General features: G+C 63.3%; 13 protein-coding genes. 9 read left to right on the forward strand and 4 right to left on the reverse strand.

Annotated features, from left to right (window positions below):
* Positions 1 to 192 precede the first annotated feature (192 nt).
* Positions 193 to 1,584, forward strand: coding sequence for an aminodeoxychorismate synthase component I (gene pabB, locus LPW29_RS08085; RefSeq protein WP_338018684.1), 1,392 nt, complete (start codon positions 193 to 195; stop codon positions 1,582 to 1,584).
* Between the two features lie 99 nt (positions 1,585 to 1,683).
* Entirely contained in the window at positions 1,684 to 3,339 is a 1,656-nt protein-coding gene (locus tag LPW29_RS08090) for a methyl-accepting chemotaxis protein (RefSeq protein ID WP_090253368.1), read from the forward strand.
* Between the two features lie 19 nt (positions 3,340 to 3,358).
* On the opposite strand, the gene LPW29_RS08095 is transcribed toward LPW29_RS08090, so the two are convergent.
* Positions 3,359 to 4,759, reverse strand: coding sequence for a GTPase/DUF3482 domain-containing protein (locus tag LPW29_RS08095; protein WP_238627590.1), 1,401 nt, complete (start codon positions 4,757 to 4,759; stop codon positions 3,359 to 3,361).
* On the reverse strand, positions 4,756 to 6,276 hold the full coding sequence (locus LPW29_RS08100) for a DUF2868 domain-containing protein (RefSeq protein WP_238627591.1): 1,521 nt from the start codon (positions 6,274 to 6,276) through the stop codon (positions 4,756 to 4,758). Before LPW29_RS08100 ends, LPW29_RS08095 begins: the two co-directional genes overlap by 4 nt.
* Before the next feature lie 217 nt (positions 6,277 to 6,493).
* Here LPW29_RS08100 and LPW29_RS08105 point away from each other — a divergent pair, with 217 nt between their 5' ends.
* A complete protein-coding gene (locus LPW29_RS08105; RefSeq protein WP_238627592.1) occupies positions 6,494 to 7,477 on the forward strand; it encodes an alpha/beta fold hydrolase in 984 nt (327 codons plus the stop codon).
* Between the two features lie 9 nt (positions 7,478 to 7,486).
* On the opposite strand, the gene lexA is transcribed toward LPW29_RS08105, so the two are convergent.
* On the reverse strand, positions 7,487 to 8,086 hold the full coding sequence (lexA, locus tag LPW29_RS08110) for a transcriptional repressor LexA (protein ID WP_238627593.1): 600 nt from the start codon (positions 8,084 to 8,086) through the stop codon (positions 7,487 to 7,489).
* Between the two features lie 140 nt (positions 8,087 to 8,226).
* Here lexA and LPW29_RS08115 point away from each other — a divergent pair, with 140 nt between their 5' ends.
* The 5 genes from LPW29_RS08115 to LPW29_RS08135 all read left to right on the forward strand — a co-directional run bounded on the left by LPW29_RS08115 (position 8,227) and on the right by LPW29_RS08135 (position 12,151).
* Positions 8,227 to 9,186, forward strand: a complete 960-nt coding sequence (locus LPW29_RS08115) for an ATP-binding cassette domain-containing protein (protein ID WP_090253355.1) — start codon at positions 8,227 to 8,229, stop codon at positions 9,184 to 9,186.
* 3 nt (positions 9,187 to 9,189) lie between these two features.
* The gene (locus LPW29_RS08120; RefSeq protein WP_090253353.1) at positions 9,190 to 9,969 is read left to right on the forward strand and encodes an ABC transporter permease; all 780 of its coding nucleotides are present in this window, start codon (positions 9,190 to 9,192) and stop codon (positions 9,967 to 9,969) included.
* 66 nt (positions 9,970 to 10,035) lie between these two features.
* On the forward strand, positions 10,036 to 10,950 hold the full coding sequence (locus tag LPW29_RS08125) for an NAD(P)-dependent oxidoreductase (RefSeq protein WP_238627609.1): 915 nt from the start codon (positions 10,036 to 10,038) through the stop codon (positions 10,948 to 10,950).
* Entirely contained in the window at positions 10,947 to 11,708 is a 762-nt protein-coding gene (gene ubiG, locus LPW29_RS08130) for a bifunctional 2-polyprenyl-6-hydroxyphenol methylase/3-demethylubiquinol 3-O-methyltransferase UbiG (protein ID WP_238627594.1), read from the forward strand. The genes LPW29_RS08125 and ubiG overlap by 4 nt, the downstream gene beginning before the upstream one ends.
* A gap of 80 nt (positions 11,709 to 11,788) precedes the next feature.
* Positions 11,789 to 12,151, forward strand: a complete 363-nt coding sequence (locus LPW29_RS08135) for a thiol-disulfide oxidoreductase DCC family protein (RefSeq protein ID WP_238627610.1) — start codon at positions 11,789 to 11,791, stop codon at positions 12,149 to 12,151.
* A 45-nt stretch (positions 12,152 to 12,196) separates the two neighbouring features.
* On the opposite strand, the gene LPW29_RS08140 is transcribed toward LPW29_RS08135, so the two are convergent.
* On the reverse strand, positions 12,197 to 13,306 hold the full coding sequence (locus LPW29_RS08140; protein WP_238627595.1) for an AI-2E family transporter: 1,110 nt from the start codon (positions 13,304 to 13,306) through the stop codon (positions 12,197 to 12,199).
* Between the two features lie 141 nt (positions 13,307 to 13,447).
* Between LPW29_RS08140 and LPW29_RS08145 the strand changes: the two genes are divergently transcribed.
* Entirely contained in the window at positions 13,448 to 13,801 is a 354-nt protein-coding gene (locus tag LPW29_RS08145; protein ID WP_090253343.1) for a metalloregulator ArsR/SmtB family transcription factor, read from the forward strand.
* Positions 13,802 to 13,859 lie beyond the last annotated feature (58 nt).

The raw sequence follows: 13,859 nt of genomic DNA on the forward strand, positions 1-13,859 counted from the left end.
CACCAACGGACCGCACGGGTTTCACGCACAGGCCAGGTGGGCGGCGATCATGTGGCGCGGGCGCAGTATACTCAGTCCCACCCGAAAGACGCCATCCGGGACCGCACTCTGGGTGGCCGTCATCATAGTAGAATCCGCTTGTCACCCACTGTTCGTCCATCCGACGTGATCTCCGAGGATCCTCACGCCATCATGCCTACCCGTTCCACCGGTTTCCGGCTCGAGCGCCTACCTTATCCGGGGGATGGCGCCCGGCTGTTTCAGGTGCTGGCGCACCGGCCCTGGTCCGTGTTCCTGGACAGCGGTGGCACGATCGGTGGGCGCAGCCGCTTCGACATCCTGGCTGCCGATCCCTTCGTGACGGTGGTGACCCGGGGTGGGGTGACGCGAATCGGGGCACGCGATGGCCTATGGGAAAGCACTGCCGACCCGCTGCAACTGCTCGCGCGGCGCCTTGGGCCACGGTTGCCGCCGGTGGAGGGGTTGCCCTTTGCGGGGGGTGCCCTGGGGTATTTTGCCTACGACCTGGCGCGTCGATTTGAGCGTCTGCCATCGATAGCCCACGACGGTGAGAACCTGCCGGAGATGGCCGTGGGTCTTCATGACTGGGCGGTGGTCGTGGATCATCAGGAACAACTCGCCTGGCTGGTCGGGCGTGGCCTGGATCCCCACACAGCCCGGATCTGGCCGGACCTTCTGCGCATGTTGTCAAAGGCGGGCCGGGGGCGGGTACGATCGGGTTTCCGTTTGAGTGACGGTATACAGTCCAATATGTCCCGGGAGGATTATCAGGCGCGCTTCGCCCGGGTGCAGCACTTCATTCGTGAGGGGGACTGCTACCAGGTGAATCTGGCGCAACGCTTCAGTGCCTCGGCTCAGGGGAATGCCTGGGGCAGTTACCAGCGCCTGAGGCATATCAGCCCGGCACCCTTTGGGGCCTTTCTCAAGTTGCCCGAAGCCAACATCCTGAGCAACTCACCGGAGCGTTTTCTGGAGGTGCGGGCCGGTCAGGTGAGCACCCGGCCCATCAAGGGAACCCGGCCCCGGGGTACCACCCGCTCCGCCGATCAGGTACAGCGGGAACAGTTGGCCGCAAGCCCCAAGGACCGGGCCGAAAACGTGATGATCGTGGACCTGTTGCGCAATGATCTGGGCAAGGCCTGCACCACTGGCAGCGTGAAGGTGCCGGAGCTGTTCAGTGTGGAGAGCTATGCCACCGTGCATCATCTGGTGAGCGCAGTCAGTGGGCAGTTGGCGGCGGGACGGGATGCACTGGATCTGCTGCGAGGATGTTTTCCCGGTGGCTCCATCACCGGGGCCCCCAAGCTTCGGGCCATGGAGATCATCGAGACGCTGGAGCCGCATCGGCGCGGGGTGTACTGCGGAGCCATCGGCTATGTGGGCTTCGAGGGTGACATGGACACCAGCATCGCCATCCGCACTCTGGTGAACAGCCATGGGCAGGTGCGCTTCTGGGCGGGTGGCGGCATCACCTCGGGCTCCCAAGGTGAGGATGAGTACCAGGAGACCCTGCACAAGGCCAGTGCCATGATGAGTCTGCTGTGCCGTCGCACGGGAGAATGACAGGAGAGTGCTCAAGGAATGCCCTCTGGCGGCCGATAACCTGGATAATTGCTGTTCGCCGTTTCCGGGTGGCCCAGCGCTTCAACAAGAGAATTCAAAATGCTGAATAATATTACAATCCAGGCAAGGCTCATCCTGTTCGCGGTGGTGGGTCTGACAGGGGTGGGGCTGATTTTCCTGCTGGTCTCCTATCAAAGCATGTCCAACACCTCTCGTCAGTTGGTGGATCATAGCCTGCTGGTGAAAACAGAAGGGGATCTGCGCGCCGCCCGGGTGTACCTTGCCCAGTATTACGGTAGCGTCGCGGTTTCCGATGGGCGCCTGGTGGACGCGGACGGCGAGCCGCTGGAAGGACGCCACGAGATGGCGGATGCCATCGGTCGGGATCTCGGTATTGCCTTCACCATTTTTGGTCGCGACGGCAACCAGTTCCCCCGGGTGATCACCAGTGTGACGCGTTCGGACGGACGGCGCGCGGTGGGCACGCCCCTGGGGCGGGATACGCCCGCCTATGCGGCGGCAATTCAGGGTGAACGCTACACCGGGGTTTCCGAGGTGGTGGGGGTGCCACATCTCACCTCGTATGAACCCCTGTTCAACGAACGCAACCAGGTGATCGGCATCATGGGCCTGGGCATCCCCAAGGAACAGGCCGATGCCATTGTGGCTCGCGGCGTCACTGAACTGGTTGGCGGCATGCTGGTTGCCCTGGTGGTGATCGTTGTGGTGGGTATTGTGGGTGCAGTGTTCTTCGCCCGCATGATCGTCGGACCCATCCGTGAAGCAGCCCATACCCTGCGTGACATCGCCGATGGTGGCGGGGATCTAACGCAGCGACTCATAGTGAAGGGCAGAAACGAGGTGGGGGATCTGGCGACGGGTTTCAATCGCTTTGCTGACCGGGTGCATGAACTGGTGCGCCAGGTGGGCTCGGCCACCGCGCAGCTCTCCTCGGCAGCGGAACAACTGTCCACCACCTCGGAAGAAACCCGTGAGCAGGTGAAGCGGCAGCACTCGGAGACCGATCAGGTGGCCACGGCCATGAACGAGATGACGGCCACGGTGCAGGAAGTGGCTCGCAATGCCTCCCATGCAGCCCAGTCGGCTCAGGATACCCAGCATGAGACCTCCACGGGGAGTCAGGTGGTGAAGGAGACCATCAGCTCCATCGAGGAACTGGCCCAGGAGGTGGAGAACGCTTCTGAGGTGATTACGCGCCTGTCCGCCGATAGCGACGAGATTGGCAAGGTGCTGGATGTGATTCGCGGCATTGCCGAGCAGACGAATCTGCTGGCCCTGAATGCCGCCATTGAGGCAGCCCGTGCGGGCGAGCAGGGCCGTGGCTTTGCGGTGGTGGCCGACGAAGTGCGCACGCTTGCCAGCCGCACTCAAAGTTCCACCACCGAGATCCAGGAGATGATCGAGCGGTTGCAAAGCGGTGCCAGCGGCGCGGTACGCGTGATGGAGCAGGGGCGCACCAAGGCCAAGGACAGCGTGTCCAAGGCCGCCAAGGCCGGTGAGTCACTGGACTCCATCAACAACTCCATTGTCAGCATCAATGACATGAATGCCCAGATCGCCAGCGCGGCGGAGGAACAGTCCGCTGTGGCCGAGGAGATCAACCGCAACATCAGCACCATCAGTCACTCGGTGGATCAAACCTCCAACGGCGCCCAGGAAATTGCCGCCGCCAGCGAACAGCTGGCTCGGCTGGCCGCCGATCTGCAGAATCGGGTATCGGGTTATCAGGTTTGAATGGAAAGCCCCTCTCCCCTCAGGGGAGAGGGGTTGGGGTGAGGGGAGGGGCATCATCCAGCAACTGCTCCGTCAACGCCGCCAATGCCTGACCGCGTGACTTGGACTCGACATCATCAGCCTGCTCATTCAGTCGCGACCAACCTGGATGGATCCGCGCCTTGCGCACGGGGGGAGGCAGCTTGCCCCGGCGCCAGGCGTTGTCGGTGGGGGTGTTGAGCTCCAGGGCCTTTTCGGCGCCATGACCACGGCGCGACAGGGCCCGGGCAAGCTGCCGCTGACGCAAGGCCAGCAGGCGCAGGGTGGCATGATTGACTCTGAGTTCCCGTTGCCCACGCATGCGCTGGCTCAGGCGCCGTCCCAGACCGATGCCATTGCCCATGAGCGCACCGGCGGTGGCACCCGCTGCCGTGCCGGCACCCAGGGTTGTGCCCAGAGCCATCACGTCGACGGCCAATCCGATGGCCCCGCCGACTGCCGCACCCTCGCTGGTGCGCAGACCGTAATGACGCATGGCCTCCGTATTGAACAGATCCAGGCCCCATTGACCATCTTCCAGCGGCAACTGAGTGGCCACATAGTCGCTGGTGCGAAAGCGGTACAGGCTGAGCAGGGCATCCACGCAATCCTGCTCCCGTTTGCGGACAATGCGTTGTAATTCATCCATGCCGGCCTCCATGGCCTTGGGGTCGAGGGGGACCAGCAGGGTGCAGCTGGCGATATCCAGCAGCATGTCGGCGACGATCTCCGCCGCCGCGCGCTCCAACCACTGGGCCTCTCGAGCCCGGGCCTCCATGAGACGGCTCAAGGGTTCCCGGTACGGGTCCAGCAGGCTGCGAAGCTTTTCGTGCAGGCGCAACTCGCCCTGCAGGTCATAAACCACCGAGTCAAAGGTGATCACGGCATGCAGGCCCAATTTTGCCAGGGTATCCCGCCAGTCGGGCTCGCGGTTGTCCTGGGAGGCCACGAAGTTCAGCACGGGGATCAGGGGCCTCGCGCACAGGCCCAGAACGGTCAGTTCGTCCCGATATTTGCCCAGCACGGGTTCGCGGGCGTCGATCACGTAAAGACCCACATCGCTGCTGCGCAGCTGCCGCAGGACCTTGGCCTCCTGCTCAAAGCGCCCATTGGCTTCGGGGGACTGCAGAAACCGCTCCAGCGCCTCAGCGCCGGCGTGACGGTCCTGTTGACCGGCCTCCAGCCAATCGAGGATGCCGGACGCATCTTCAAGGCCCGGGGTATCGTACAGGGCCATGATGGGTTCGCCGTCCACCAGCAGTTCGGTGCCTTCCACATGTCGGGTGGTGGCCGGCGCGTCGCATACCTCGCCAAAATCCGTGTCGCGGGACAAGGTGCGCAGCAGGGAGGTCTTGCCGGTGTTGGTGTGGCCGACCACGGCCACCTGCAAAAGCGAGCTCATGATGCGTGATCCTCGGGATGGTCGAAGGCATCGAGCAGGACTTGGGCATCCTGGTGATCGGCCCGAGCCGGGTCATCGGGCAACAGACGGTCCAGGCAGGCCCGTTCCGACAGATCCTGCCAGGCGCGATAACGGGCATCCAGATCGATCTCTCGCCCTCGGGCGACACTGGCCTCATCCAGCAACAGCCACACCGGGGCTGTGGTACGGGAACGCAGGTCCGCCAGGAAGCCCTCGGCACTGCGATCGGGGGTGCGAGCCAGGGAGCAGACCACCACGACCACGGAGGGGGCGGGGTTCTGCGCGGCAAGTGCTGCCAGGATATCGCGCCGGGTCTGGCGGTCGTCCACCTGACCCAGAGGGGTGCAGCGGGCGTGATGGGTTTTCTGGATCCAATGGTTCCGGGCGTGCTCCAGCTCAAAGCCGATCAGGGCCATGGGGACGGTGGCATCCGGGGTATTGCGACGTGCCTGGCTGGCGGGTTGCGGGGCGAGTGAGGCCGGGGGGGGATCGATCACGCCGAGGCGATGGTGATCGGGCTGCAAGCGCGGGGCCAGGCGCGCGTACCCTGGAGCCGTGAGATCCGCACGGGAACGAGCCGCTGAACGGCGCGCCAGACCCAGACACAACAGACCCAGCAACAAACGGGGTAACAGGCCGTAGAACAGCAGGCTGCCCAGCAGAAAGCCGGACCAGGCGATGCGACCGCCGGCCCCCTCGCTCACACCGAGACGGCTGGCGTGGATCAGTGCCTCGTCGGGTACCGGGATACCCAGCCAGGAGGGCAGGGCGCCCAGGGTATGGATCAGGGTGATGAAATGGGTCTCGCTGAGCAGGGTGGTTCCCCAGGCAAAATCATATTGGCGCACGCTCAGACTCCAGATGCACATGAGCAGCGCCCCGGCCCCGAAAGCGGCCCAGAGCAGGTGAGTGACGGAGCCTGCGGACCACCGGGCCAGCCCCCCCCGACCGAGCAGGTTGATCAGCGCGCGCACGGCCAGTTCGTGTGCCTGGGCACGGGACAGCCAGCGAGCCAGGCCGCCACCCACCCCCAGCACCCCGTGCCCCAGCAGGCCGCCGCCAGCCCGGGGCAGCAACAGCATGACCAGCAGCCACAGCAGCAGCATCAGTGTTTGTACGCCCAGCAGGCTGCCCAGGGTCCAGAAGATGTTGACCCGGGAGCCATCGTCCATCAGCGGTGCGCCCAGGGAGGCGCTGGCGGCGCCCATGCCCACCAGGCCCGCCAGCAGCAGCGCGAGTATCCCCATCCAGGTGCCCAGGCGACGCACCCCCTGCAGGGCATCCTTCACCTGCCCCCCCAGGCGGGTGGCGGCAGCTCGGGCCAGCACCCGCGCCTCCAGGTCACCGGCGGTCTCGCGCCCCGCCTTCCAGGCCGTGGAGTCCTCGATGACCCGGCCTTCGCGATCTTCGTGAATGCGCACTGCCTCGGCAATGAGACGTTGCGTGAAAAGGGACTGGGGCGCCGCAACGGGTTGGGTCTGGGTTGGGTTCTTCATGGCTTGGTCACTATAAGGCGAGGCCCGGAATCCGCCAACCGGATCGGCCAATCGGGCGAGCCCAGTGGCATCCTGCCGGTTCGCTCATCTCGCCCACTGGCCGGTGGCCGGGCCAGACGGTAAAGTAAATGGTGCCCGAGACTAAGAAGGCGTGTTTTCATGCCGATCAAGCGCCTGAAAAACGGGCGATTGTAAAACAAACCTTGTAAGGATTCTCATGTTTAGATGGCTCTTGATCATCCTTGGCAGCCTGTTGACGCTGGGGCTTCTGGTCCTGCTGCTGGGGCCCTTTCTGATCTCCAACCAGCCGCTGAAAGGATTGGAATCGGTGGAAGCGGTAGCCACCGAGGAGAGTCGGTTTGTCACCATCCCCTTTGCGGGGACAGATGGATTGACATTGCACTATCTGGAGTCCGACGGTAGTGGCGGGGCGGATGCGCCCACCTTTGTACTGCTCCACGGCTTCACCTTCAATGCCTATACCTGGAATGAACTCCTGCCGGGCCTGGCGGAACAGGGGCGGGTGGTGGCCCATGATCAGGTACCCTATGGGCTGAGCGCCAAACCCACTCGCGAGGATTGGTCGGGGCCCAATCCCTTTACCAAGGAGGCGGCGCTGATGCATCTGCTGACCTTCCTGGATGCCCAGGGGATTGATCAGGCCATTCTGGTGGGCAATTCGTCCGGGGCCACCCTGGCCATGGAGGCCGCCTTGCAGGCCCCGGAGCGGGTCAAGGGCCTGGTGTTGATCAACCCCTGGGTGTATGTGGATCGGCCTACCTTCCCGGAAGCGGTGACCCAACTGCCCCAGATCCGGCGTCTGAACCTGTTGCTGGCGAGACAAATGGGTGCTCGGGGGGCACTGCTGGACCTGTCCTATCACGATCCGGAGCGCATCAGCGATGAGCGGCGCGCGCTGACCACGATTCACACCCGGGTGAAAAACTGGGATCTGGCCTGGGGTGAGTTGTTCGTGCGTGCCATGGCCAGCCCGGTGGATGTGAGCACCCATCTGGGGGATCTGACCCAACGCAGCCTGGTGATCATCAGCGAGGAAGATCGCGTGGTCTCTCCCGCGGATTCGCGGCGGGCCGCGGCGGAACTGCCCAATGCCACCGTGGCGACGATTCCCGAGTGTGGTCACGTGCCCCAGGAGGAGTGTCCTGATGCGGTTCTGGATGCGCTCCTGGAGTGGTTGTAGGGCTGCGGGTCAGGCATCCCGGTTGCGGATGATGCCGACGCTGACGCCCTCGACGGACAGTTCCTCGTCACGCAAATCCACGACAATGGGTTCGAAATCCGGGTTTTCCGGCAACAGGCGGGCCGTATGCCCCTCCTGTTGGAAACGTTTCACGGTGACGTCGTTCTCCAGACGAAAGACAGCGATCTGACCGTTGCGGACCTCGGGGGTGCGATGGACGGCCAGCAGGTCTCCGTCCATGATGCCGGCCCCGATCATGCTGAGCCCCTCGACTCTCAGCAGGTAATCCGGTCGCGGATTGAACAGGCGGGGATCCAGCCGGTAATGATCTTCGATGTGCGCCTCGGCCAGGATGGGCACCCCGGCGGCCACGCGACCCACCAGGGGCAAACCCAGGGGTTCGCGCAGACGAATCCCGCGGGAGGTGCCTGCCAGGATATCGATGGCCCCCTTGCGGGCCAGGGTGCGCAGATGACATTCCGCCGCGTTGGGGGACTTGAAACCAAAGGCACGCATGATCTCTTCCCGGGTGGGTGGCATGCCACTGGTCTGCATGTAATCACGGATGAATGCCAGGATTTCCGCCTGCCTGGGGGTGAGCTTTTCCATACTGATCCTCGCTTCTATATCTATAGACAGTATTTCAAGGCGGTGCATTTGGCAAGGGGCAACACCCGGCAAAAGGTCGGGTTGCTGGCGTCATCGGCCCGGCGCTTAGTAACATGGCCGGTCAACTCAAAGGACAGTGCATGGATACAGTCGCTCTAACCAACGATTTTACTGCCCAGGCTGCGGGCGAACCCCATATTGCCCGGGCCTGTGGTCTGCTCAAGCGCTACGATGGCGAGACGGTGGTGGATCACATTGATCTGGAGGTGCGTCCAGGGGAATGCTTCGGGTTGCTCGGGCCCAACGGGGCAGGCAAGACCACCACCCTGCGCATGATGCTGGGGTTGACGCCCCCTGATGGTGGCACTCTGCATGTGCTGGGCGAGCCGATCCCTGCAAGGGCCCGCGAAGCCCGGTTGCGCCTGGGCATCGTGCCCCAGTTCGACAATCTCGACCCGGATTTCACCGTGCGTGAGAATTTGACGACATACGCCGGTTATTTCGGCCTCAAGGGCGCCGCACGGCGCCAGCGCGTGGATGAACTCATGGCCTTTGCCAACCTGGGGCAACGGGAGAACCTGGGCATCGAGGCCCTCTCCGGCGGGATGAAACGGCGCCTCACCCTGGCCCGGGCACTGATCAATCATCCGGAGTTGGTGGTACTGGATGAACCCACCACGGGATTGGACCCCCAGGCCCGTCATCATATCTGGCAGTGCCTGCGGGGGTTGAAGCAGCAGGGCACGACGCTGATCCTCACCACCCATTACATGGAAGAGGCCGAACGTCTCTGTGACCGTCTGGCCATCATGGATCGGGGTCGGATCGTGGCCCAGGAGAGCCCCCAGGCCCTGATTGCACAGCACATCGACCCCCATGTGCTGGAGATCAATGGCAACGCTGCCATGCGTTGGCTGGATGGCCAGGCGGACGACCTGCCCGCTCGCGCTCATCGGGTGGGAGATATGGCGTTGCTGTACTGCCATGAGGCCGCCCCGGTGCTGGAACGCCTGGAGCGAGCCGGTCTGCGCTACCTGCATCGCCCCGCGAACCTGGAAGATGTCTTCATGAAACTCACTGGACACGAGTTGAGGGACTGAGCCATGACGACCTCCCTGATTCCGCAACTGAGCCTGCGGTTCATCCCCGTGTGGCGTCGCAATCTGCTGGTATGGCGAAAGATCATGGTGCCCTCCATTCTGGGCAACTTCGGCGAGCCGGTGCTGTACCTGCTGGCCTTTGGCTACGGATTCGGTCAACTGGTAGGGGACCTGGGCGACCTGCCCTACATGGTCTTCCTGGCCTCCGGCATCATCTGTTCCAGTGCCATGTATACGGCCAGTTTCGAGGGCATGTATTCTGCCTACACCCGCATGTCCGAGCAGAAGACCTGGGATGGCCTGCTGGGCGCGCCGCTTAACCTGGATGACATTGTGCTGGGCGAGATCATCTGGGCTGCCACCAAGGCCCTGATGAGTGCCGCGGCCATCCTGGTGGTGGCGACCCTGCTGGGTCTGGTCAGCGACCCCAGGGCACTGCTGGCCCTGCCCGTGATCCTGTTGGCCGGGTTTACCTTCGCGGCCTGCGCCATGATCGTCACTGCGTTATCGCGCAGTTATGATTTCTTTTTGTATTACTTCACCCTGGCGATCACGCCCATGCTGCTGCTTTCGGGGGTATTTTTCCCGTTGGAGCAGTTGCCGGACATGATCGTGATCCTGGCTCATCTGCTGCCCCTGGTGCATGTGGTGGAGGTGGTTCGGCCGCTGATGATTGGTGAATGGCCGACGCATGTGTTGCTGCATCTGGGGGTGGTGGCGGCTTATGGAGGGGGGGCATTGAGCCTGTCCACCTGGCTGCTGCGGCGTCGCTTGATGTGCTGACAGTCGCATGGGTTGAAACCGACCGGGCTGAATCGGATCTCATTCAATGAATTGCTGGAGTCGATGATGACGTTGAAGGTGGGTTGTATCGGTTTGGGCATCATGGGCGGTCCCATGGCCATGAATCTGCTCAAGGCCGGCCATGAGGTTCACGTGTGGGCGCGACGCCTGGAGGCCACGGAGGTTTTCAAGGATGCAGGCGCCCATGTGGACACCAGTCCGGCCAAGCTGGCCCGCCAGGTGGACGTGGTGCTCACCAACGTCTCCGACACCCGGGACGTGGAGCAGGTGCTGGTGGGGAATAACGGTGTGATCGAAGGCGCTCAGCCGGGCCTGGTGGTGGTGGATCACAGTACCATCTCCCCCGCGGCGACCCGCAAGCTGGCCATGGCCCTGGCAGACCGGGACGTGGATATGCTGGATGCCCCGGTCTCCGGAGGGCAGCAGGGGGCGAGGGAGGGCAGCCTGACCATCATGGTGGGTGGCAAGGCCGAGGTGCTGGAACGCGTACGCCCGGTGCTCGAGGTGGTGGGCAGGTCCATCACGCATGTGGGTGACCACGGGGCCGGTCAGATCACCAAGGCCTGCAACCAATTGATTGTGGCCCAGACCATGAACGCGGTCTCCGAGGCCATCCGCCTGGCCGAGGCCTCCGGGGTGGACCCGGCGGCCATGCGCGAGGCCGTGCTGGGTGGCCTGGCTTATTCCCGGGTGCTGGAAGTGCACGGCCAGCGGATGATTGATCGCTCCTATCCACCTGGTTTCAAGGCCCGCTTGCACGCCAAGGACATGGGCATTGTGCTGCAAACCGCGGCGGATCTGGGTTTGCCCCTGCCGGGTACCGCTCAGGCGGCCCAGTGGATCAATGCAGCCGTGGGGCAGGGATACGGAGAAGAGGACTCCGCGGTGATTGCCGAGGTACTGCGCCGCTTGATGCCGTCATCCAGCGTGTCTGACAAAGAGGCCGGAGGCCGCTCATGATATCCCCGTCCCGAGAGTCTTCCATCGACCCGGAAGAGGTGGCCCGCTATACCGCCTTGGCCGATCTCTGGTGGGATGACCGAGGGCCTTTCTGGGCCCTGCACACGCTGAATCGGGTGCGCACCGGGTATATCCTGGAGCGGCTTTGTCAGTATCTGGGACGTGACTGTCATGCTGAGCGCCCACTGGAGGGCCTCACCCTGCTGGACATTGGCTGTGGCGGAGGAATTCTCAGCGAGTCCATGGCGAAGCTGGGCGCGCAGGTTCATGGTGTGGATGTGACCGGACGCAATATCACTGTGGCACGGATGCATGCGGAGCATTCAGGGCTGCCGGTCACCTATGAAGAGGTTGCCGTGGAGACTCTGGCAAACCGCGACACCCACTATGATGTGGTGCTCAACATGGAGGTGGTCGAGCACGTGGCGGACCTGTCCGGCTTCATGCAAGCCTGTAATCGGCTGCTGCGCCCCGGGGGGTATGGCTTCATTGCCACGATCAACCGGACGGCGGCCTCGTTTGTGGCGGCGATCATCGGCGCCGAGTACATCCTGCGCTGGCTGCCTCGAGGCACCCACCAGTGGAAGCGCTTCCCCAAGCCAGAGGAACTGGAGGCCCTGCTTACGCCCGATGGGCTGGAAGTGATCGAACGCACGGGGGTACGGGTCAACCCGCTCAACCGTCGCATGAGCTTGGCCGGATACATGGGTGTGAACTATATGCTCATGACGCATCAACCCGGCCCCCGACTGTCTTGAGGCCTGATTTCATGAATAGCGCTGACAATATCTCTGCCGCTTCCAGCCCCTCGCAAGGTGCTGGATTCGATGGTAGGCCCATGGTTTTCTATGATGGGGGCTGTCCTTTGTGCCGCCGCGAGATCGGTCACTACCGACGGCTGGATAAGGCTGGAAAGGTCAACTGGCTTGATCTGCACAGCCATCCCGAGGCGTTGGAACGCCTGGGGGTTACCTGGGAGCAGGCCATGGAGCGGATGCACGCCTGCGACGCCGAGGGTCGGTTGACCACCGGGGCCTATGCCTTTGTGACTGTCTGGCGTGCCTTGCCGGGCTATCGCTGGTTGGCCAAGGCCGTATCGGCGATCCCCGGTGTGCTGCCGGTGATGGATTTTGGTTACGGTATCTGGGCCCGTTACCGCCGCCGCCAACCCGCCGCGTGTGAGTTGCCCAAGGACTCTTGAAAACCCAGGACTCCTGAAAACCCAAGGGGGCGGAGACGACGGCGTTCAGGTCGTTCCCCCGCCTTGACCTTCCCCATCGTCTTCTTCAGCGGCCGAAGCGCTCTGCTCCTCCGGCCCTCTGTGGAAGTCCCGCATGAAGATGCCCCAGAAGGCGGTGAAGAGCACGGCAATCAGCGGGCCGATCACAAAGCCATTCAGGCCGAAGGTGACGATGCCGCCCAGGGTGGAGAGTAGCACCACGTAGTCGGGCAGCTTGGTATCCCGACCCACCAGGATGGGGCGCAGGATGTTATCCACCAAACCGATGACCCCGGCGCCAAAGATTGTCAGGATCAGCCCTTGTACCCAGTCGCCGACGGCGAACAGATAAATGGCCACAGGGGCCCAGATGAGCCCTGCACCGACCACGGGAATCAAGGAGAGCAGGATCATCACCACGCCCCAGAGCAGGGCCCCGGGGATGCCAAGGATCCAGAAAATGAGCCCCCCCAGCGTCCCCTGGATAGTGGCCACCACCAGATTACCCTTGACCGTGGCGCGGGCTACCTCGGAAAAGCGCGCAAAAAGCAGTCGTTCCCGCTCATCACCTATGGGCAGGGCGCGCTCAATGAGTCGGAGCAACTTCTCACCGTCCCGCAGTAGGAAGAAGGTCAGGTAGAGCATCAGTCCCAGGCTGACGAAGAACTGCAGGGTGTTACGTCCCACCTGCAGCGTGTTCTGAGCGATTAATCCGCTGGTCGTGAGCGCCGTATCGGCCAGTCGCTCCTTGAGGCTGGCCACGTCCACCTGCAGGCGATCCAGCAGGTTCTGGATCACGGGGAAGGCCTCGCGGATGCGGTCCACGTAAGCCCCTGGGTCGATCTTGCCGGTCTCCAGCGCCTGGTACAGGCTGGCTCCTTCCCGCAGGAACGACCCCAGCACGAACAGTACCGGGATGATCACCATGATGACGCAGAGGGTGAGGGTGGTCAGGGCCGTGAGGTTGGGGCGCCTGCCCCAGTGGGACTCCAGGCGCATCTGCACCGGATGGAACAGCACCCCGATGATGCAGGCCCAGAGCACGGCGCCGAAGAAAGGCTTCATCAGGTAAAGGAAGAGGCCAGTCACCAGCAACAGCAGGATGATGAAGGCGCGTCGTTCCAAGGCTGCTTGCATCCGGGTGATTATCCATGAATAGTGTAAAGATTCCAGAATTATACGGAGCCTGCGGCGTCGCGCACAAGCAGAGCACCTTGCTTGCCTGGCCGGCTTCCAGGGCGCTTGTCTGGGGGAGGTGCATCCCATATATTCAGTTCCATGAATAAGTTGCCGGAAACTGTTTTTAAGGCCCTGTCGGATTCCACACGCTTGCGGTGCCTCACGCTCCTCAGTCTGGAGGGGGAGTTGTGCGTCTGTGAGCTCACTCACGCCATTCAGATGCCCCAGCCCAAGGTGTCCCGTCACCTGGCACTGCTGCGCGAAAGTGGCATCGTGGCCGACCATCGTCGTGGCCAATGGATTTTCTATCGCATCAATCCCGGTCTCCCGTCCTGGGTACGCGACATCCTTGAGCGCACTGCCCGTGAGATTGCCCCCACCGAACCCTTTGTCCTCGACCGCGAGCGCCTGGCCAACATGGTCGGCAGGCCCGGCGCCACGTGTGTGGTATGAGCGCGCCGTCCAGCATGGTTTTCGATGGCGGGTGGCCGGGGACTCCCTTGAATATCTT

The sequence above is a fragment of the Ectothiorhodospira sp. 9100 genome, from assembly GCF_022227565.1.
GTDB classification, from domain to species: domain Bacteria; phylum Pseudomonadota; class Gammaproteobacteria; order Ectothiorhodospirales; family Ectothiorhodospiraceae; genus Ectothiorhodospira; species Ectothiorhodospira marina.

Coding starts and splice junctions, on each gene's coding strand:
- LPW29_RS08095 (WP_238627590.1), bottom strand. CDS start 4,759: ATGAGCTCGCTTTTGCAGGTGGCCGTGGTCGGCCACACCAACACCGGC.
- LPW29_RS08100 (WP_238627591.1), bottom strand. CDS start 6,276: ATGAAGAACCCAACCCAGACCCAACCCGTTGCGGCGCCCCAGTCCCTT.
- pabB (WP_338018684.1), top strand. CDS start 193: ATGCCTACCCGTTCCACCGGTTTCCGGCTCGAGCGCCTACCTTATCCG.
- LPW29_RS08120 (WP_090253353.1), top strand. CDS start 9,190: ATGACGACCTCCCTGATTCCGCAACTGAGCCTGCGGTTCATCCCCGTG.
- LPW29_RS08140 (WP_238627595.1), bottom strand. CDS start 13,306: ATGCAAGCAGCCTTGGAACGACGCGCCTTCATCATCCTGCTGTTGCTG.
- LPW29_RS08125 (WP_238627609.1), top strand. CDS start 10,036: ATGACGTTGAAGGTGGGTTGTATCGGTTTGGGCATCATGGGCGGTCCC.
- lexA (WP_238627593.1), bottom strand. CDS start 8,086: ATGGAAAAGCTCACCCCCAGGCAGGCGGAAATCCTGGCATTCATCCGT.
- LPW29_RS08115 (WP_090253355.1), top strand. CDS start 8,227: ATGGATACAGTCGCTCTAACCAACGATTTTACTGCCCAGGCTGCGGGC.
- LPW29_RS08145 (WP_090253343.1), top strand. CDS start 13,448: ATGAATAAGTTGCCGGAAACTGTTTTTAAGGCCCTGTCGGATTCCACA.
- LPW29_RS08105 (WP_238627592.1), top strand. CDS start 6,494: ATGTTTAGATGGCTCTTGATCATCCTTGGCAGCCTGTTGACGCTGGGG.
- LPW29_RS08135 (WP_238627610.1), top strand. CDS start 11,789: ATGGTTTTCTATGATGGGGGCTGTCCTTTGTGCCGCCGCGAGATCGGT.
- ubiG (WP_238627594.1), top strand. CDS start 10,947: ATGATATCCCCGTCCCGAGAGTCTTCCATCGACCCGGAAGAGGTGGCC.
- LPW29_RS08090 (WP_090253368.1), top strand. CDS start 1,684: ATGCTGAATAATATTACAATCCAGGCAAGGCTCATCCTGTTCGCGGTG.